This is a genomic window from Nonomuraea roseoviolacea subsp. carminata, from assembly GCF_024172185.1.
GTDB lineage: Bacteria > Actinomycetota > Actinomycetes > Streptosporangiales > Streptosporangiaceae > Nonomuraea > Nonomuraea roseoviolacea.
Genome location: NZ_JAMZEC010000001.1, coordinates 7,614,639 through 7,632,610 on the forward strand (window position 1 = coordinate 7,614,639; position 17,972 = coordinate 7,632,610).

Annotated in this window: 19 protein-coding genes; 17 read left to right on the forward strand and 2 right to left on the reverse strand. The window is 72.9% G+C overall.

Annotation, left to right across the window (positions count from 1 at the left end):
• Nucleotides 1–161 precede the first annotated feature (161 nt).
• From HD595_RS35380 to HD595_RS35405, 6 genes are all read left to right on the forward strand, one after another.
• A complete protein-coding gene (locus HD595_RS35380; protein ID WP_253776752.1) occupies nt 162–1,160 on the forward strand; it encodes an SIMPL domain-containing protein in 999 nt (332 codons plus the stop codon).
• A gap of 90 nt (nt 1,161–1,250) precedes the next feature.
• Nucleotides 1,251–1,832 (forward strand): hypothetical protein, encoded by a 582-nt coding sequence (locus HD595_RS35385; protein ID WP_253776754.1) that lies wholly within the window; start codon nt 1,251–1,253, stop codon nt 1,830–1,832.
• A 291-nt stretch (nt 1,833–2,123) separates the two neighbouring features.
• Entirely contained in the window at nt 2,124–3,482 is a 1,359-nt protein-coding gene (gene pafA / locus HD595_RS35390) for a Pup--protein ligase (protein ID WP_253776779.1), read from the forward strand.
• Between the two features lie 85 nt (nt 3,483–3,567).
• On the forward strand, nt 3,568–4,506 hold the full coding sequence (locus HD595_RS35395; RefSeq protein ID WP_253776781.1) for an FKBP-type peptidyl-prolyl cis-trans isomerase: 939 nt from the start codon (nt 3,568–3,570) through the stop codon (nt 4,504–4,506).
• Between the two features lie 80 nt (nt 4,507–4,586).
• Nucleotides 4,587–5,276 carry a helix-turn-helix transcriptional regulator gene (locus tag HD595_RS35400; RefSeq protein WP_253776783.1) on the forward strand — a complete coding sequence of 230 codons (690 nt, stop codon included), beginning with the start codon at nt 4,587–4,589 and terminating at the stop codon, nt 5,274–5,276.
• A 32-nt stretch (nt 5,277–5,308) separates the two neighbouring features.
• Nucleotides 5,309–5,788 carry a DUF3291 domain-containing protein gene (locus tag HD595_RS35405; protein WP_253776785.1) on the forward strand — a complete coding sequence of 160 codons (480 nt, stop codon included), beginning with the start codon at nt 5,309–5,311 and terminating at the stop codon, nt 5,786–5,788.
• On the opposite strand, the gene HD595_RS35410 is transcribed toward HD595_RS35405, so the two are convergent.
• On the reverse strand, nt 5,734–6,816 hold the full coding sequence (locus tag HD595_RS35410) for a DUF3866 family protein (RefSeq protein WP_253776787.1): 1,083 nt from the start codon (nt 6,814–6,816) through the stop codon (nt 5,734–5,736). The genes HD595_RS35405 and HD595_RS35410 overlap by 55 nt on opposite strands.
• 38 nt (nt 6,817–6,854) lie before the next feature.
• Here HD595_RS35410 and HD595_RS35415 point away from each other — a divergent pair, with 38 nt between their 5' ends.
• The 8 genes from HD595_RS35415 to HD595_RS35450 all read left to right on the forward strand — a co-directional run bounded on the left by HD595_RS35415 (nt 6,855) and on the right by HD595_RS35450 (nt 14,502).
• Complete coding sequence (locus HD595_RS35415) at nt 6,855–7,829, forward strand: helix-turn-helix transcriptional regulator (RefSeq protein ID WP_253776789.1); 975 nt, start codon at nt 6,855–6,857, stop codon at nt 7,827–7,829.
• 28 nt (nt 7,830–7,857) lie between these two features.
• Nucleotides 7,858–8,823 carry a helix-turn-helix transcriptional regulator gene (locus tag HD595_RS35420; protein WP_253776791.1) on the forward strand — a complete coding sequence of 322 codons (966 nt, stop codon included), beginning with the start codon at nt 7,858–7,860 and terminating at the stop codon, nt 8,821–8,823.
• Entirely contained in the window at nt 8,820–8,975 is a 156-nt protein-coding gene (locus HD595_RS35425) for a hypothetical protein (RefSeq protein WP_253776793.1), read from the forward strand. Before HD595_RS35420 ends, HD595_RS35425 begins: the two co-directional genes overlap by 4 nt.
• Nucleotides 8,976–9,044: 69 nt before the next feature.
• The gene (gene tatA, locus HD595_RS35430; RefSeq protein WP_253776795.1) at nt 9,045–9,359 is read left to right on the forward strand and encodes a Sec-independent protein translocase subunit TatA; all 315 of its coding nucleotides are present in this window, start codon (nt 9,045–9,047) and stop codon (nt 9,357–9,359) included.
• 86 nt (nt 9,360–9,445) lie between these two features.
• Nucleotides 9,446–10,258, forward strand: a complete 813-nt coding sequence (tatC, locus tag HD595_RS35435; RefSeq protein ID WP_253776797.1) for a twin-arginine translocase subunit TatC — start codon at nt 9,446–9,448, stop codon at nt 10,256–10,258.
• A 16-nt stretch (nt 10,259–10,274) separates the two neighbouring features.
• The gene (locus HD595_RS35440; protein WP_253776799.1) at nt 10,275–11,162 is read left to right on the forward strand and encodes a diacylglycerol/lipid kinase family protein; all 888 of its coding nucleotides are present in this window, start codon (nt 10,275–10,277) and stop codon (nt 11,160–11,162) included.
• A 93-nt stretch (nt 11,163–11,255) separates the two neighbouring features.
• Entirely contained in the window at nt 11,256–13,979 is a 2,724-nt protein-coding gene (locus HD595_RS35445; protein ID WP_253776801.1) for a DEAD/DEAH box helicase, read from the forward strand.
• 352 nt (nt 13,980–14,331) lie between these two features.
• Nucleotides 14,332–14,502, forward strand: coding sequence for a hypothetical protein (locus tag HD595_RS35450; protein ID WP_253776803.1), 171 nt, complete (start codon nt 14,332–14,334; stop codon nt 14,500–14,502).
• Nucleotides 14,503–14,574: 72 nt separating this feature from the next.
• Here the strand turns inward: HD595_RS35450 and HD595_RS35455 are convergent, their stop codons facing one another.
• Nucleotides 14,575–15,999, reverse strand: coding sequence for an RNB domain-containing ribonuclease (locus HD595_RS35455; protein ID WP_253776805.1), 1,425 nt, complete (start codon nt 15,997–15,999; stop codon nt 14,575–14,577).
• Between the two features lie 133 nt (nt 16,000–16,132).
• Here HD595_RS35455 and HD595_RS35460 point away from each other — a divergent pair, with 133 nt between their 5' ends.
• The 3 genes from HD595_RS35460 to HD595_RS35470 are packed head-to-tail and all read left to right on the forward strand — an operon-like array spanning nt 16,133 to nt 17,768.
• A complete protein-coding gene (locus HD595_RS35460; RefSeq protein ID WP_253776807.1) occupies nt 16,133–16,564 on the forward strand; it encodes a hypothetical protein in 432 nt (143 codons plus the stop codon).
• Nucleotides 16,561–16,791 (forward strand): helix-turn-helix transcriptional regulator, encoded by a 231-nt coding sequence (locus HD595_RS35465; protein ID WP_420540735.1) that lies wholly within the window; start codon nt 16,561–16,563, stop codon nt 16,789–16,791. Before HD595_RS35460 ends, HD595_RS35465 begins: the two co-directional genes overlap by 4 nt.
• Nucleotides 16,788–17,768 (forward strand): NAD(P)-dependent alcohol dehydrogenase, encoded by a 981-nt coding sequence (locus tag HD595_RS35470; RefSeq protein ID WP_253776811.1) that lies wholly within the window; start codon nt 16,788–16,790, stop codon nt 17,766–17,768. Before HD595_RS35465 ends, HD595_RS35470 begins: the two co-directional genes overlap by 4 nt.
• Nucleotides 17,769–17,972 lie beyond the last annotated feature (204 nt).

The following is a 17,972-nucleotide window of genomic DNA, read 5'->3' on the forward strand; positions in this document are numbered from 1 at the left end:
GGGGACTGGGCCGACGGGGCGCGGGGACGGGGCTGCGGGCGGCGGGGGTTGGTAAAGAGGTGAGCCCATGCCGTCCCCGCGATCTTCGGGTTCGGTCAAATGTCGGGCGGGCCGGGTGTCGGCGGGGCGGAGGCCGGGCCGCCGGGTGCTGCCATGACCTCATGATCAAACTGAGTGTCGTCGTGGCCTCCGCCACCTTCGCCCTCCTGGGAGCGCAGGGTGGTCCCGCGCTCGCCTCCGCCGGGCCCCGCCCCGAGTCTCCTCCGATCAGCCACTCCGAGACCCCGGGCGCGGCGGCCGCCCACCGGGCCGGGCACCTGTCACGGGCCGTGACGTGGCACGCGTCCCACCCGGGAAGCGCCGCCGTCCGGCACTCTCCGCCCGCCTCCGCCCACCAGGCTCAGCACTCCACCCGCCAGGACCAGCGCCCCACCGGCCGTCGCGCTCCCGATCCGTCCGGTCGTGACGCCCTGCGCTCCTCAGGTCATCGGACGCTTCGCGTGTCCGTGCGGCCGTCCGCCGGCGGGGCGGCGGCGGCGGACGAGGCCGGCAGCACGTGGCCGGGAGAGCCCGCGCAGCTCACGGTCGTCGGGCAGGGCACCGTCCAGGCGCCGCCCGACGTGATGCGCCTCAGCGTGGGGGTGGACGTGCGCCGAGACCGGGCCTCCTCCGCGTTCAGCGCCGCGAAGGCCGCCCGGGCCCGGCTCGCCGCCGCGGTCCAGGGCGCCGGCATCTCCGTGAACGACATGCGCACCGAGAACCTCACCCTCGGCGCCGAGTACAAGGACGGGCCCCAGGTCGTCGGCTACCGGGCGGCGCAGGGCGTGGAGGTGATCCTGCGCGACATGTCGCGGGCCGACGCGGTCATCGACGCCGTCGCGGCCGTGGGGGACGAGGTGCAGATCAACGGCATCTCGTTCGAGGTCTCCAAGGCCGAGGCGCTGCTCGCGCGGGCGCGGGCGGCGGCGTACCGCGACGCGCTGGGCAAGGCCCGCCAGCTCGCCGCCCTGGCCGGGCGGCACGTGGGCCGGGTCGTGAAGATCGACGAGCAGTCCGACTCGTCGCCGCGCTTCTCGCTGGCGGGGGCTGACGCGGCGTTCGTCAGTCCCGGCCAGTCGTCGATCTCCGTGATCGTGAACGTGGTGTACGAGCTGGTCTGACGCTCCCGTGGAGACCCCTCGTCACACATGTGACCTATGTCACTTTTGTTGGAGCGAACTCCAACCTGGGGCGAGGGGTCTCACCTGTCCGTGAAGACTTCTTTCCGAGCACTGCTCGCGGTAGGCGCCTCCGCCGCCCTGGTCCTGACCTCCGGCGCGGCCTCCTGGGCGTCCGCGGCTGCCTCCACGGCGGCCACCACGGGCGCCTCCGGCGGCACCCCGGCCCCGGCGCGGCCCATCCCGGCCTTCAAGGCGCCGAAGATCTTCGGAACCTCCTTCCAGCCGGACCCGAAGCACGACTTCACCAAGGGGATCCACTCCCGGCACGACGGCATCCTGCGCGGTCAGATCACCCTGATCCGCGGCGCCGTCGCCGAGTACGAGCCGATCAAGTGGAAGAAGGACACCCACACCGAGGGCTACTTCGTCGGCCCGCCCGAGGGTGACGTGACGGCCTACGCCTCGCCCGTCGCCAAGGACGTCGTGTTCCTGTCGGCCTTCGGCTGCAAGGCCACCATGGCGCAGATGACGGTCAGCCGCTCCACCGGGCTCGGCGCCAAGCGCTGCGACCGTTCCGCGCTGCTCAAGCGGCACAGGAAGCAGGGCCAGCCGTCCCTGATCACCGTCTACAAGGGTGAGATCGTCAAGGTTCAGGAGATCTACACCCCCTGAGCGCGGGGCCGTTCCGTCCGCGACGTCACCGGGGAGGCGAGCGGCCGGCGACCGGCACGGAGAGAACCACGTGGGACGCGGGGGCGCCCGCGTGGGGCATCCGAGCCGTGTCATGCACCCTAGGGGGCCGCGTCCGCGCGGACGGCGGCCGGAGGCCAGGTGTTCCAGGCGTCGCGTCCGGTACCGGATCAGGGGGACGAACCGGACGGGCGCGACGCCCGCAGGGCGCGGAGCGGCAAAACACGCCGAAGATCCCTCCCGCTCGCCGATCCGTGGGCATAGTGTGAGGTGATGGATCGTCGCATCTTCGGGCTGGAGAACGAGTACGGCGTGACCTGCACGTTCCGGGGACAGCGCAGGCTGTCGCCCGACGAGGTCGCGCGCTACCTGTTCCGGCGAGTCGTGTCCTGGGGCCGATCGAGCAACGTCTTCCTCCGCAACGGCGCACGCCTGTACCTCGACGTGGGCAGCCATCCTGAGTACGCAACACCCGAGTGTGACAACGTCATCGAACTCGTCACCCACGACAAGGCCGGCGAGCGCATCCTCGAGGGCCTTCTCGTCGACGCCGAGAAGCGGCTGCGCGAGGAGGGCATCGCCGGCGACATCTACCTGTTCAAGAACAACACCGACTCGGCCGGCAACTCCTACGGTTGCCACGAGAACTACCTGGTGGGCAGGCACGGCGAGTTCGGGCGGCTGGCCGACGTGCTCATCCCGTTCCTCGTGACCCGGCAGATCATCTGCGGGGCCGGCAAGGTGCTGCAGACGCCGCGCGGCGCCGTCTACTGCGTCTCGCAGCGGGCCGAGCACATCTGGGAGGGCGTCTCGAGCGCCACCACCCGCAGCAGGCCGATCATCAACACGCGCGACGAGCCGCACGCCGACGCCGAGCGGTTCCGGCGCCTGCACGTGATCGTCGGCGACTCGAACATGAGCGAGACGACCATGCTGCTCAAGGTCGGCGCCACCGACCTGGTGCTGCGCATGATCGAGGCCGGCACCGTGATGCGCGACCTGTCGCTGGAGAACCCGATCCGGGCCATCCGCGAGGTCTCGCACGACATGACCGGCCGGCGCAGGGTCCGCCTGGCCAACGGCCGTGAGGCGTCGAGCCTGGAGATCCAGCAGGAGTACCTGTCGAAGGCCAAGGACTTCGTCGACCGGCGCGGCGGCGACGCGACCGCCCAGCGGGTGCTGGAGCTGTGGGAGCGCACGCTGCGGGCGGTCGAGACCGGCAACCTCGACCTGGTGGCCCGCGAGATCGACTGGGTGACGAAGTACCAGCTCATCGAGCGCTACCGCAAGAAGTACGACCTGCCGCTGTCCTCGCCGAGGGTGGCGCAGCTCGACCTGGCCTACCACGACGTGCACCGCAAGCGCGGCCTGTACTACCTGCTGCAGAAGCGCGGCTCGGTGGAGCGGGTGGCGTCCGACCTCAAGATCTTCGAGGCCAAGTCGGTGCCGCCGCAGACGACCAGGGCGCGGCTGCGCGGCGAGTTCATCCGCAAGGCGCAGGAGAAGCGGCGCGACTTCACCGTCGACTGGGTGCACCTCAAGCTGAACGACCAGGCGCAGCGCACGGTGCTGTGCAAGGACCCGTTCCGCAGCGTGGACGAGCGCGTGGACAAGCTGATCGCGGGGATGTAGCCCTCGCTTTACCCGCCGGTTTACCCCGGCCCTACCCGGGGGTCGGATAGGGTGACGCGAACCTGCAGTCCACCGAGGGAAGTCCATGCGCCGCGCCCTGGCCGTCCTGGCCGCCGTGCCACTGATCTTCTTCGCCGCCGCGTGCGGCTCCGACACCGCCGCCACCTCCGGCTCCCCAGGGGCCGGAGGCGGGGCGACGGGTGTGAAGGTCACCGGAAACCTGGGCGCCAAGCCCACCGTGACGATCTCGGGGGCGCCCGCCACCAAGTCGTCGTACCAGGTGATCGCGCCGGGCACCGGCCCGGCGGTCAAGAGCGGCGGCCAGGTGATCGTCAACCTCACCGTCTACAACTGGGACGGCAAGCAGAACGCCTTCCAGGGCTCCTCCTACGACACCAAGCAGCCGGAGACCATCCCGGTCAACGAGCAGCTCCCGCAGGTCCTGCGCGACGGCTTCACCAAGGTCAAGCACGGCGGCCGGCTGCTGGCCGTGATGGCCTCCGACTCCACCCAGCAGCAGGCCCAGGCGACACAGGCCGCGCAGCCGACCAAGGTGTTCGTCATCGACGTCGTCGGCGCCCCGCCCGAGCCGCTCAAGGCCGCCACGGGCAAGGAGACCGGCGACAGCATCAAGGGCGTCAAGGTGGTCAGCCCCGGCGGCGACAAGGCGCCGACGCTGACCACGAAGACGGGCGAGAAGGCGCCGAAGGAGCTGGTCGTCAAGACCCTGATCCAGGGCACCGGCCAGAAGGTGCAGGCGGCCAACACGCTGACCGTCCACTACACCGGCAAGATCTGGGGCACCGACAAGGAGTTCGACTCGAGCTGGAGCAAGGGCCAGCCGGCGTCGTTCCCGCTGTCGGGCGTGATCCAGGGTTGGCAGAAGGGGCTCGTGGGCGTGCCGGTCGGCAGCCGCGTGGTGATGAGCATCCCGCCGGACCTCGGCTACGGCGCGCAGGCGCAGCAGAACATCCCGGCCAACAGCACCCTCGTGTTCGTGGTGGACGTCCTGTCCGCCTACTGAGGTCCCGTTCGCCGCGACGCCCTTCCCGTGCCGGTCCCGCCGGCGCCCGGGGAGGGCGTCGGCGCGCCTAGACTCCGGCTGTGCGCGAAGACCATCTGGAGGCCCTGTCCCTGCTGCACGATCCCGTGCGGCGCAGCCTGTACGAGACCGTGGCGGGCAGCGGCGGCGACGTGGGCCGGGCCGAGGCGGCCGAGGCCACCGGGGTGTCCAGGACCCTCGCCGGCCACCACCTCGACAAGCTGGTGGAGGCCGGGCTGCTGGAGAGCGGCTTCCGGCAGCCGGAGCGGCGCGGGCCGGGCAGCGGCCGGCCCGCGAAGGTGTACCGGCGCGCCTCGGGCGAGCGGTCGGTGAGCCTGCCGCCGCGCGACTACGCCGTGCTGGCCTCGGTGCTGGCGGGCGTGGTGGACGCGCTGGGCGCCGAGGAGAAGGCGGAGCAGGTGGCCAGGGCGGCGGGCGCCCGCCTGGCCCGGGACCACCGGGGCGAGCCGGTGGAGGCCGTGCTGGCCGGACGCGGCTACGAGCCGTACACCGACCGCGCCGGTGAGGACGCCCCAGCCGGGGGCGAGGGGCGTCTGCGGCTGCGCAACTGCCCCTTCCACGCCCTGTCGCAGGAGCATCCGCTGCTGGTGTGCTCGATGAATCTCGCGCTGTGCCAGGGCCTGCTGGAGGGCCTCGGCGACCGGCCGGAACGCGCGGCGCTGGACCCGAGGCCGGGGGAGTGCTGCGTGTCCCTCGCCCTGCCATCGGATACTAAAACAAATGAAGATTGACATAGAAGCGAAGGGCATGGTGTGCTGACGCCATGCACCTCGCCCAGCTCAACATCGCCCACCTGCGCGCCCCCATCGACGGCCCCGAGCTCGCCACGTTCGTGGAGCTCCTGGAGCCCATCAACGCCCTCGCCGACGCCGCGCCCGGCTTCGTGTGGCGGCTCCAGGAGAGCGAGGACGACCCCACCGCCACGGTCGTCCACGACTACGGCGACCACCTGCTCGTCAACTTCTCGGTGTGGGAGTCGATCGACGCCGTCTGGACGTTCGTCTACCGCAGCGCCCACCTGGGCGTGCTGCGCCGGCGCAGGGAGTGGTTCCTGCGCATCGCCGAGCCGTACACGGTGATGTGGTGGGTGCCCGAGGGGCACATCCCGACCCTGGCCGAGGCCATGCGGCGGCTGGAACGCCTCAGGGCCCACGGCCCGGGCCCCGAGGCGTTCACCTTCCAGGAGCCCTACGACAGCAGCGAGGCGGCGAACCTGCCCGCCGCCGCAGAGGCCAGGAAGTAGGCCAGGTCCTCCTCCAGCCCCCGTCCCATCGTCGAGAGCCGCACCGGCGAGGCGCGCAGCGCCTCGTGCAGGCCGTCCACCGGCACGGGGACCAGCTCGTGCCGGACGGCCAGCAGCTCGGCCTGGTCGCGCACCCGCTCGCCGAACTCCCCGGGCAGCATCGGCACCGGCACGTGGGCCCGCGCCAGCGCCACCCGGCCGTAGGCCGTCAGCGAGTGGTGCGACACGCCGAGGTGCCGCTCCCGCCGGTCGCCCTCGCTGACCCGCAGCGCCGCCACCGGCCGGCCGAGCAGCACGGCGGCGGCGTTGACCGCCTCGCCCGCCGACACGCCGGAGAAGCCCCAGCGGGTGCCCGTGCCGAGGTTGCCCGGCCCCTGGGCGACGATCGCGACGTCCGCCTCCAGCACGTGCCGGGCGGCCAGCAGCCCCGTGTGCGTGGTCACCGCCTCCACGTCGCCGCCGAACGCCTGCCCGACCGTCACCACCCCGGCCAGCCAGCCGATCTCGCGCAGCGTCGCGCACGCCATCGAGAACCACGCCGGCAGCGCCCCGCCGTCCTGCATCACGTACGCCACGCGCACGCCGCCGCCCGCGCCGCCCGGCACCGCCTCGTACAGGCCGCACAGGATCGGCGGCAGCGCCGAGTGCAGGTCGGCCACCACCACGGGCATCCCGTCGACCGAGTCGGCCTCGCGCAGGACCTCGTGATGAGGCGAGTCCTGCTCGTCCGCGCCGAGCACCGTCGCCTGCATCGGGGTGTAGCGCGCCTTCACCAGGTGCCCCGGCCCTTGCGGATCTTCCGGTAAACGGTTCGGGAGGGCCACCACCATGGCGTAACCTCCCGTACCGAGACCCATCGCGAGTGCCGTCGTGTTGAGCAGCACCTCGTCGCCGGGTTCCGGGCGGCCCACCAGGGCCGGATAGGCCAGCGCCCGGCACCGCCCCTCGGGCACGGCGACGTCCAGCTCCACCGCCCCGGGCCACTCTCGGCGGATCCGCACGACCTCGCCCTTGCGCCATCTGATCACGGGGGCAGGGTAGCGTCGATGAAGGAGGAGTGAGGCAGATGTCACGCCGTAAGACCGAGCGGTTGCTGAATCTGGTGATCTGCCTGCTCGCCACCAGCAGGCCGCTGTCGGCCGAGCAGATCCGGCACGCGGTGCCGGGCTACGACCGCGACGGCGACGAGGCGTTCCAGCGGATGTTCGAGCGCGACAAGAACGAGCTGCGCGAGATCGGCATCCCCATCGACGTGGTGCGCGACCCCTGGGAGGACGAGCCGGGCTACCGCATCCGCCGCGAGTCCTACGAGCTGCCCGAGATCACCCTGGAGCCCGACGAGGCGGCCGTGCTGGGCCTGGCCGCCCAGGTGTGGCAGCGCGCGAGCCTGGCCGAGGCCGCCTCGGGCGCCCTGCTGAAGCTGCGCGCGGGCGGCGTGGCCACCGACGAGACCGTCGGCGGCCTCGGCCCGGCCGGCGGAGCGCTGGAGCTGCGCGTCGACACCCGTGACCCGGCCTTCCCGCCGCTGTGGGAGGCCGTGCGCGACCGGCGCGTGGTCCGCTTCGACTACCGCAGCTCCGGCAGCGAGAACGTGCGCACCCGCACCGTCGAGCCGTGGGGCGTGGTCAGCCGCCGGGGCCGCTGGTACCTCGCCGGCTTCGACCGCGACCGCGAGGCGCCGCGCGCCTTCCGGCTCAGCCGCATCACCGGCCAGGTCGCCACCCTGGGCCGCCCGGGCGCCGTCGAGGTGCCCGACGGGGTGGACCTGCGCGCCATGGTCGGCTTCCCGGAGGAGCCCGTGCAGGAGCGCGTGGCCGTGGTCCGCGTCCGCCGGGGCACCTGCCAGGGCCTGCGCCAGCTCGCCCGCGCCGTGCGCCCCGCCGCCGGCGAGCCGGGGGAGTGGGACGAGGCGGAGCTGCCGTTCTCCGACCCCGAACGGCTGGCCGGATGGATGGCCAGCCTGGGCTGCGACGTGGAGGTCGTCGAGCCGCCCGACGCCCGCGAGGCCGTCATCCGCCGACTGAAGGGAGCCCTGGCATGACCGGAACCGCGTCCCCCGAGGGGGCGGCGTGAGCGGCTCCGCCGACCGGCTGCCGAGGCTGCTGGCCCTCGTGCCGTACCTGATGTCCCACCCCGGCGCCCAGGTGGGCGAGGTGGCCGAGGTGTTCGGGCTGAGCGAGAAGCAGCTCATCGACGACCTGCAGCTCGTCTGGATGTGCGGCCTGCCCGGCCACACGCCGGGCGACCTCATCGACGTCTCCTGGGACGGCGGCGAGATCCTCATCGACAACGCCGACACCATCGCCCGGCCGCTGCGGCTCGGCATCGACGAGGCCAGCGCCCTGCTGGTCGCGCTGCGCATGCTGGCCGCGATGCCCGAGCTGGCCGAGGTGCCCGGCGACGCGCTGCCGCGCGTGGTGGCCAAGCTGGAACGGGCCGCGGGCGAGGGCGCCGCGTCCGTCAGCAGCCAGGTCGCCGTGGACGTCGACGCCGCCCCCGACGCGCTGCCGCGCGTGCGCGAGGCGCTGACCGGGCGGCGCCGCCTGTCGCTGCGCTACTACGTGCCCGGCCGCGACGAGGTGACCCCGCGCGAGGTCGACCCCATGCGGCTGGTGGTGGCCGACGGCCGCACCTACCTGGAGGGCTGGTGCTACCGGGCCGAGGCGATGCGGCTGTTCCGGCTGGACCGGGTCCTCGGCGCCGAGGTGCTCGACGTGCCCGCCGACCCGCCGGCCGGGGCCGAGCCGATCGACGTCGCCCAGGGCGTCTTCCGGCCCTCGCCCACCGACGAGCTGGTCGAGCTGGAGGTCACGGCCGCCGGGCGGTGGGTGGCCGAGTACTACCCGTGCGAGCGGGCCGAGGAGCTCGGCGAGGGCCGGCTGCGGATCACGCTGCGGGCCCGCGACGAGGACTGGGTGCTCAAGCTGGCGCTGCGGCTGGGCGACACCGGCCGCGTCGTCTCGCCGCCGGCGATGGCCGAACGGGTGCGGGAGGAGGCCGAACGCGCCCTGGCCCGCTACGCTCACCGGTCATGACGTGGATCATCGTGGCCGCCGGGCTCGTCGTGGCCGGTCTGGTCGTGCTCCTGGTCGCGGGAACCCGGGTCGCGAGAGCGGCGCGGACGTTGAACAGGGAGATCGCCCAAGTTCATGCGCTGTTCAACGTCAAATCGGACGCCAGGGGATGAGGCATCGGCCCCATCGGCGTACGATCGGTCCTAAGCACAGCACTTCGCTCTCACCATGAAGGACGTCACATGAACTTGGGAGCTCCAGAGATCATCTTGATCTTGGTGGCCTTGGTCCTGCTCTTCGGTGCCAAGAAGCTTCCGGACCTCGCCCGTGGCGTCGGCCGGTCCCTGCGCATCTTCAAGGCGGAGACCAGCAAGATGAACGATGACGACGACGACAGGCCGACGGTCGTGCAGGCCCAGCCCCAGGCTCAGCCGGCGCCGCAGCAGATCCCGCCGGCCGCGCCCGCCCCGGCGCTGTCCGCCGAGGAGCAGGCCCGCCAGCTGGAGGAGCAGGCCGCGAGGCTGCGCGCCGCGGCGCAGGCCGACAAGCGTCCCTGACCCCCCGTCCCTTCGGCCACCTGGACTGCTAGATGGCGCTGCTGAAACGGTCGGGCCCGAAGCCGGAACGGGACCCAGAAGGCCGGATGCCGCTCATGGAGCACCTCCGTGAGCTGCGTAACCGGCTGCTCATCGCGATCGCCGCGGTCGCGGTGGGCGTCGTCGTCGGTTGGTTCCTGTTCGGGCCGGTGTGGGAGCTGCTCAGGGAGCCCTACTGCTCGACCCTCCAGTCGAAGCAGCTCACCGGCCACTGCAGTCTCACCTACAACGGCATCTTCTCGTCGTTCTTCATCACGCTGAAGGTCTCCGTGATCGTGGGCCTGGTGGTGGCCTCGCCCGTCTGGCTCTACCAGATCTGGGCGTTCGTCACCCCCGCCCTCTACCGCACCGAGAAGCGGTACACGCTGACCTTCCTCGCGCTGGCCATCCCGCTGTTCGCGCTGGGCGCGACCGTGTCCTACCTGATCATGGACACCGCGCTGACGTTCCTGCTGGGCTTCTCCCTCGCCGACACCGTCGCCACCATCTCGATCGACGACTACCTCGACTACGTCCTGATCATGCTGGTGATCTTCGGGGTGTCGTTCGAGCTGCCGCTGCTGCTGGCCTTCCTCAACATCATCGGCGTGGTCTCGCACGCCACGGTCGCCAAGCACCGGCGGCTGGTCATCTTCCTGATGTTCGTCTTCGGCGCCGTGATCACGCCGGGCGGCGACCCGCTCAGCATGATGGCGCTGGCCACACCGATGATCATCCTGTTCCTGGGCGCCGAGCTGTTCATGTTCCTGCGGGAGAAGCGGCAGCCGCAGAGCGAGTTCGCCGGCCTGTCCGACGACGAGGCGTCGCCGCTGACCGCCGACGACACCCCGCTGGAAGAGGATTCCGGTTCGGGCCGATAGGCGATAGGTTCCGGGCGTGTCCCCTCGACTCGCCCTGCTCGTCAACCCCGCGGCCCGCGGCGGCCGCGCGCTGCGCCTGCTCGAACCCGTGGTGCGCCGCCTGCGCATGGGCGGCGCCGATGTGTCGGTGATCGCCGGCGCCGACCCGGCCGACGCCCTCGAACGCGCCTGCGCCTGCGTGGCCGAGCGGCCCGACGCGCTCGTGGCCTTCGGCGGCGACGGGCTCGTCCACCTGGCCGTGCAGGCCGTGACCGGCACCGACGTGCCGCTCGGCATCATCCCCGTGGGCACCGGCAACGACGTCGCCGCCGCCCTGGGCCTGCCGTGCGGCGACCCGATGGCGGCGGCCCGCACGGTGCTGCGCATGCGGACCCGGCCGGTCGACGTGGCCCGCGCTGTGACGGGCCAGGGCGAGGAACTGTTCGCCAGCGTTCTGTGCTGCGGCTTCGACGCGCGGGTCAACGAGCGGGCCAACCGGCTGACGTGGCCGTCCGGCCGGGCCCGGTACGTGCGGGCGGTGGTGGAGGAGCTGCGCGCGTTCCGGCCGGTGCCGTTCCGGGTCACGCTCGACGGCGAGGAGGTGCTCGAACGCGACGCCGTGCTGGTGGCCGTCGGCAACACCCGCTCCTACGGCGGCGGCATGCGGATCTGCCCGGACGCGCGGCCCGACGACGGGCTGCTGGACGTGGTCGTGGCGGGCGCGCTGGGCGTGGGGGAGTTCCTGCGGGTCTTCCCGGGCGTCTACCGGGGCACGCACGTGGCCCATCCGTCCGTGACGGTCAGGCGGGCGCGGCACGTGCGGCTGGAGGCGGACGGCGTCCCGGTCTACGCCGACGGCGAACGCCTGGGCAGCGGCCCGGTGACCTGCGCGGCGGTGCCCGGCGAGCTCCAGGTTATCGCTTGAAATCTACAATGTAAAGGCGTGCTGCCCGGAGATCGCGTGGATCGCCGTCGGCGCCGGGACGGACCGGAATGGCGGTTTCGGTAGGCTGACGTCATGACGACGCCAGCGGAACGGTACGCGGCCTTCCGCGACAGGTTCGGAGACGACGGGGCCGCTTTCAGATCGTTCCGAGGACTGTACGACTTCCAGCTCGACGACTTCCAGGTCGACGCGTGCCGCGCGCTGGAGGCGGGCGACGGCGTCCTCGTGGCCGCCCCCACCGGCTCGGGCAAGACGGTCGTCGGCGAGTTCGCCGTCCACCTCGCCCTGGAGCAGGGGCAGAAGTGCTTCTACACCACCCCCATCAAGGCGCTGTCCAACCAGAAGTACAACGACCTGGTCAAGCGTTACGGCACCGCCAAGGTGGGCCTGCTGACCGGCGACAACAGCGTCAACGGCGAGGCCCCGATCGTGGTCATGACCACCGAGGTGCTGCGCAACATGCTCTACGCCGGCTCGGCGACGCTGGCCGGGCTGGGGTTCGTGGTGATGGACGAGGTCCACTACCTCGCCGACCGGTTCCGCGGGGCGGTGTGGGAGGAGGTCATCATCCACCTGCCCGAGTCGGTCCGGCTGGTCGCGCTGTCGGCGACGGTCAGCAACGCCGAGGAGTTCGGCGAGTGGCTGGGCGAGGTGCGCGGCGACACCACCGTCATCGTCGACGAGCACCGGCCGGTGCCGCTGTGGCAGCACATGATGGTCGGCAACCGCGTCTACGACATGTTCATGAGCGACGACGACGTCGCGCGCATCAACCCGACGCTCATGCGGGTCACGCGCGACGCCGAACGGCTGGCCATGGGACGCGGCCGGCGCGGCTACGGCCGCCCGCAGCGCTCCCGGCCGCCGGACCGCGCCCAGGTGATCGAGAAGCTCGACGCCGAGGGGCTGCTGCCCGCGATCACGTTCATCTTCTCCCGGGCCGGCTGCGACGCGGCCGTGGCCCAGTGCCTGTACGCCGGCATCCGGCTCACCACCGAGCGGGAGCGGCACGAGATCCGCCAGCTCGTCGACGAGCGCACCGCCCACCTGCCCGACGAGGACCTCGCGGTGCTCGGCTACCTGGAGTGGCGCGACTGCCTGGAGCGGGGCCTGGCCGCCCACCACGCGGGCATGCTGCCGGCCTTCAAGGAGGTCGTCGAGGAGCTGTTCACCCGCGGCCTGGTCAAGGCGGTGTTCGCGACCGAGACGCTGGCGCTGGGCATCAACATGCCGGCGCGCACCGTGGTCATCGAGAAGCTCGACAAGTGGAACGGCGAGTCGCACGCCGACCTGACGCCCGGCGAGTACACCCAGCTCACCGGCCGGGCCGGGCGGCGCGGCATCGACATCGAGGGCCACGCCGTGGTGCTGTGGCAGCCGGGCATGGACCCGCTGTCGGTCGCCGGTCTGGCCGGCACGCGCACCTACCCGCTGCGCTCCAGCTTCCAGCCCTCGTACAACATGGCCGTCAACCTCGTCGGCCAGTTCGGCCGCGAGCGCGCCCGCACGCTGCTGGAGGAGTCGTTCGCGCAGTTCCAGGCCGACCGGGCGGTCGTCGGGCTGGCCAAGCAGCTGCGCAAGCACGAGGAGGCGCTGGAGGGCTACCAGGAGGCGATGACCTGCCACCTGGGTGACTTCACCGAGTACGCGGCGCTGCGGCGACGCCTGTCGGACCGGGAGGCCGAGCTGTCGCGCCAGCGCGGCTCGGCGCGGCGGGCGGCGGCCGTGCGGTCGCTGGAGGCGCTGCAGCCGGGCGACGTCATCCGGGTGCCCGGCGGGCGCCGGGCGGGCCTGGCCATCGTGCTCGACCCCGGCCGCAACCCGCGCGGCGGCGGCCCGAGCCCGCTGGTGCTGACCATCGGCAAGCAGATCAAGAAGCTCGACGCGGCCGACTTCCCCGTGCCGGTCGAGCCGATCGAGAAGCTGCGCATCCCGAAGAACTTCAACGGCCGCTCGCCCAAGGAGCGCGCCAACCTCGTCTCCACGCTGCTCGCCAAGATCGGCGACCGTGACCTGGGCAAGCCGCCCAGGGCGCGCGACCACAGCGTGGAGGACGACGAGGTCAACGAGCTGCGGCGGCGCATCCGGCAGCACGCGTGCCACGGCTGCGACGAGCGCGAGGACCACGCCCGCTGGGCCGAGCGCTACTACAAGCTGCTGCGCGAGACCGAGGGGCTGCGGCGGCGCGTCGAGGGGCGCTCCCACGTCATCTCGCGCACCTTCGACCGCATCTGCGCGGTGCTGGAGCAGCTCGGCTACCTGCAGGAGGAGACCGTCACCGACGAGGGCCGCCGCCTGGGCCGCCTCTACACCGAGCTCGACCTGCTGACGGCCGAGTGCCTGCGCAGCGGGCTGTGGGAGAACCTGGAGCCGGCCGAGCTGGCGGCGTGCGTGTCGGCGCTGGTGTTCGAGTCGCGGCAGTCCGACGACGCCCGCCGCCCGAAGATCCCGGCCGGGCGGGCGCAGGACGCGCTGACGGCGATGGTGCGGCTGTGGGCGGAGCTGGAGGGCATCGAGTCCGACCACGGCCTCGACACCATCCGCGAGCCCGACCTGGGGTTCGCGTGGGCGGCGTTCCGCTGGACCAAGGGGCACACGCTGGACGCGGTGCTCATGGACGGCGTCAACGGCAACGAGCTGGCGGCCGGCGACTTCGTCCGGTGGATCAAGCAGCTCATGGACCTGCTCGGGCAGCTCGGCAACGCGGCGCCGCCCAACAGCAAGATCAGGCAGACGGCGTCCAAGGCGATCGACGGGATGCGGCGCGGCGTGGTGGCGTACTCGTCGGTCAACTAGGGCGCCGCGCGGCTTTCGCGGGCCGCGCCCACCTACGAGAGACGCGGCCACCTTGGCAGGCGCGTCCGGAATCGGGGCGGCGCCTGTCTTCGAGGATGCGTCCGTCTGCGAGGGCGGGCCCCTTCGGGGCTGGAGTTCCGGCGGGGGCGAGGACGTCTCCCCGGGCGCGGACTGACCGGCCGGTCAAGATGTTGTCATCGGCGGTCTACGCAACGTCACCGCCGGGCCAGTTTCCTGCCCGAACCCCGCGGACATCCCCATGTCGGAAAGCCCGTAACGCTTCGGACGCACCGCGCTGAGGCCAAGCCCCGGCTCGGATCCCCGGCGTCCGTCGGACCTCCCGGAGGTTGCCATGTTCGCCGTCGCCGCAGCCGTGTTCTTCCTGCTCGCCCTGATCTTCGCCCTCGCGGGGCTGTCCGTGGGCGGCGTCCTGACGGTCACCACGCTCGGGCTGGCCGGGCTCCTCTGCGTCGCCCTGCACCTCATGGGGGTGGGGGCGGGCTGGAGCGTCCTGAAGAAGTGACCCGTGCCCCTGCGGCCGCGGCCCGTCCACCCGGGTCGCGGCCACAGCCGTGCCCGGGCCCGCGAGCCGCCGTCAGGCCAGGGCGAAGCGGACCTCGCGGGTGGCGGGGTCCGCCTGGACGAGGCGGACCGTGACCTTCTCGCCGAGCGGCAGGGCGCCGTCGCAGCGGGCGATCACGGCCGGCTCCACGAGCTGGACCTGCCCGCCCCGGCCGTCCGCCGACACGTCGATCACCGCGGCCTCGAACGCCTCCCCGATGCTGTCGCGCAGCAGGAACGCCTCCACCAGGTCCACGCAGGCCCGCTCCACCGTGCTGCCGCGCCGGCCCGCGGCCGTCATGAGGGGCGGCAGCTCCGGCAGGGCGCGGGCGACGTCCTCGGGCACCGGCTCGCCCGCCGCGACCGCCAGGCACACCTCGGTGGCGTAGCGGTCGGCCAGGCGCCGCAGCGGCGCCGTCACGTGCGCGTACGGCGCGCCCACCGCGGCGTGGTCGGCCATCGGAGGAGGGGCGCCGTCGAAGGCGACGTAGCCGGAGCCGCGCAGCAGCACCCGTGACTCGTGCAGGAACGCGGCCTGCTGCGGGCTCTTGGCGTCGAGCCCGTGCACGACCTCGCCGTAGGTGGCGTCGTCGGCCCAGGCGACGCCCAGCGCCGCCGCCACCCGGCGTACCTTGGCCAGGTCGTCGGGCCGGGGCGGCGGCAGCACGCGCAGCAGCCCGATCTCCGCGTCGAGCATCATGGTGGCCGCGGCCATGCCGGTGAGCAGGGAGATCTGGGCGTTCCACGCCTCGGCGGGCAGCGGCACGCGGTATTCGAGCCGGTAGCCGCCGCCGGCCGGCGCGACCTCCTGCTCGGGGGTGGGCAGCGTGACGCCGCCGCGCTCGCGTTCCAGCTCCAGCCGCAGCGGGCCGATCTCGGCCAGCAGGCCGAGGGTGCCGTCGGCCGTGCCGGTCTCCACGGCGGCCTGGACGTAGGCGTAGTCGAGGCGTTCGCGGCTGCGCACCAGGGCGCGGCGCACGTCGGCGCCGATCGTGCGGCCGTCGGCGTCGAGGTCGATCCGCCACACCGCCGCGGGACGCGTCGCCCCGGGCAGCAGGCTGGCCGCGCCCTCCGACAGGACCGTGGGGTGCAGCGGCACCTTGCCGGTGGGCAGGTAGACGGTCTCGCCGCGGTCCCGGGCCTCGGCGTCGATCGCCCCGCCCGGGCGGACGAACGCGCCCACGTCGGCGATGGCGTACCACACCCGGTAGCCGCCGGCGAGGCGCTCCAGGTGGACGGCCTGGTCGAGGTCCATGGCGCCGGGCGGGTCGATGGTGACGAACGGCAGCTCGGTCAGGTCCTCGCCCGGCGCGCGGGGCGCCTCGGCCACCCAGTCGGCCTCGTCGAGCACCGCTCGGGGGAAGTCGGCCGGCAGGTCGGCCTCGCGCCTGATGCGCGCGAACCCGTCCTCCAGGCGCTGGGGGACACCGTCTCGGACCTGGATGCTCGTCTTCGACACGCCGATCAACCTACCGCGCGGCCCGTGCCCGGCCGGTCGTGCCCCCGGACGGATGTAAAAGATTCTGTACATGAGGTCAAAGACGGGTTACATTGGCCATGTCAAAGATTCTGTACATCGCAGAGGATGACCGATGACGCACGAAGAGAAACGCGCGTGGATCAGGCTGGTCGTGGCCGTGGTGGCCTACGCCGCGTACGCGGTGGTCATCATCGCGGGCGGGACCGGCGGACGCCCGCTCGCCGAGACGCCGTACGAGGCGGCCCTGCTGTGGTCGGTCGGCGGGGCCGTCGCGGCCTCGATCCTGGCCGAGATCGTCATGGCGGCGGTGAACCCCGGGGCGTCGCGGGTCAGGGACGTGCGCGACCGGGAGATCGCCCGCTTCGGCGACCACGTCGGCCAGGCGTTCGTCGCCATCGGCGCCATCGCGGCGATGCTGATGGCGATGGCCGGCTGGGAGCGGTTCTGGATCGCCAACGCGGTCTACCTCTGCTTCGTGCTGTCGGCCGTCCTCGGCGGCTTCGCCAGGGTCGCCGCCTACCGCAGGAGCCTGCCGGAGTGGTGAAGCCCACGCGTGTCACGAACCGCATCCGCGCCCTGCGCTTCGAGCACGGCGAGATGACCCAGGCGGACCTGGCCGACCGCATCGGCGTGACCAGGCAGACCGTCATCGCCATCGAGCAGGGACGCTACTCGCCGTCCCTGGAGATGGCCTTCCTGATCGCCCGCGTCTTCGGAGTCCCGCTCGACGACGTGTTCCAGTATCCCGACCCGCCCGAGGGGGCGTCATGAAGGCGATCGTCCAGGACGTGTACGGACCGGCCGGCGTGCTCCGGCTGGAGGAGACCGACCCGCCGCGCGTCGGCGACGACGAGGTGCTCGTCCGGGTGCGCGCCGCCGGCGTGGACCCGGGCGTGTGGGTCCTCATGACCGGCCGGCCGCCCGCCGTGCGCCTCATGGGGTTCGGGCTGCGCCGCCCCAAGGAACGCGTGCGCGGCCGGGACCTCGCCGGGACCGTGGAGGCCGTCGGCTCCCGCGTGACCCGGTTCCGGCCCGGCGACGAGGTGCACGGCACGTGCGATCACGGCTCGTTCGCCGAGTACGCGGCGGCGCCCGAGCGGCTGCTGGCGCGCAAGCCCGCCGGTCTGTCGTTCGAGGAGGCCGCGGCCGTGCCCGTGTCGGGGACGACCGCGCTGCAGGCGGTCCGCGACGCCGGCCAGGTGCGGCCGGGGCAGCGGGTGATGGTCATCGGCGCCGGGGGCGGCATCGGGACGTTCGCCGTGCAGATCGCCAAGGCGCTCGGCGCGCGCGTCGTCGCCGTGTGCGGGCCGGGCAAGGCCGACCTGGTGCGCTCGCTGGGGGCCGACGAGGTCCTCGACTACACCCGCGACGAGGTCGACCGCGACGGGCCGCGCCACGACGTGATCATCGACGTGGCCGGGACGCGTCCGATCTCGCTGCTGCGGCGCGCCCTGACGCCGCGCGGCACGCTCGTGATCGCGGGTGGCGGTCACGACGGCCCCGGCCTGCTCGGCGGGTACTCGCGCGCGCTGCTGCGCCGGCCCCTGGCCCAGCTCGCCACCAAGCAGCGGCTGCGCGGCCTCACCGCCAAGGAGGGCGCCGACGACCTTTCGGAGCTGGGCCGGCTCATCGAGTCGGGTGCGGTCAGGCCGGTGATCGGGCGCGCCTTCCCGCTCGCCGAGGCGGCCGCCGCGATCGAGCACCTCGCCCAGGGGCACCCCACAGGCAAGATCGTCCTCACCGTCTGACCCCTCCCTTGACCCGGCCCTCACGCGGCCCGCGCCGCGCCGGGGTCGTCGGCCGCGCCCGGCGGCCAGGCTGGTGCGGGGCGGAGGCCGGACAGGGGCGATGCGCCGCGTGACCGGCCGGGCGACGCGCGAGCGGACGGAGCGGTCGCCGGGATGATCAGGCTTGCGGCGGTGTGAGGGGGCGCGTGCCGAGCGCAGGTGCGC

Coding starts and splice junctions, on each gene's coding strand:
- HD595_RS35380 (WP_253776752.1), top strand. CDS start 162: ATGATCAAACTGAGTGTCGTCGTGGCCTCCGCCACCTTCGCCCTCCTG.
- pafA (WP_253776779.1), top strand. CDS start 2,124: ATGGATCGTCGCATCTTCGGGCTGGAGAACGAGTACGGCGTGACCTGC.
- HD595_RS35395 (WP_253776781.1), top strand. CDS start 3,568: ATGCGCCGCGCCCTGGCCGTCCTGGCCGCCGTGCCACTGATCTTCTTC.
- HD595_RS35405 (WP_253776785.1), top strand. CDS start 5,309: ATGCACCTCGCCCAGCTCAACATCGCCCACCTGCGCGCCCCCATCGAC.
- HD595_RS35415 (WP_253776789.1), top strand. CDS start 6,855: ATGTCACGCCGTAAGACCGAGCGGTTGCTGAATCTGGTGATCTGCCTG.
- HD595_RS35425 (WP_253776793.1), top strand. CDS start 8,820: ATGACGTGGATCATCGTGGCCGCCGGGCTCGTCGTGGCCGGTCTGGTC.
- tatA (WP_253776795.1), top strand. CDS start 9,045: ATGAACTTGGGAGCTCCAGAGATCATCTTGATCTTGGTGGCCTTGGTC.
- tatC (WP_253776797.1), top strand. CDS start 9,446: ATGCCGCTCATGGAGCACCTCCGTGAGCTGCGTAACCGGCTGCTCATC.
- HD595_RS35445 (WP_253776801.1), top strand. CDS start 11,256: ATGACGACGCCAGCGGAACGGTACGCGGCCTTCCGCGACAGGTTCGGA.
- HD595_RS35450 (WP_253776803.1), top strand. CDS start 14,332: ATGTTCGCCGTCGCCGCAGCCGTGTTCTTCCTGCTCGCCCTGATCTTC.
- HD595_RS35460 (WP_253776807.1), top strand. CDS start 16,133: ATGACGCACGAAGAGAAACGCGCGTGGATCAGGCTGGTCGTGGCCGTG.
- HD595_RS35470 (WP_253776811.1), top strand. CDS start 16,788: ATGAAGGCGATCGTCCAGGACGTGTACGGACCGGCCGGCGTGCTCCGG.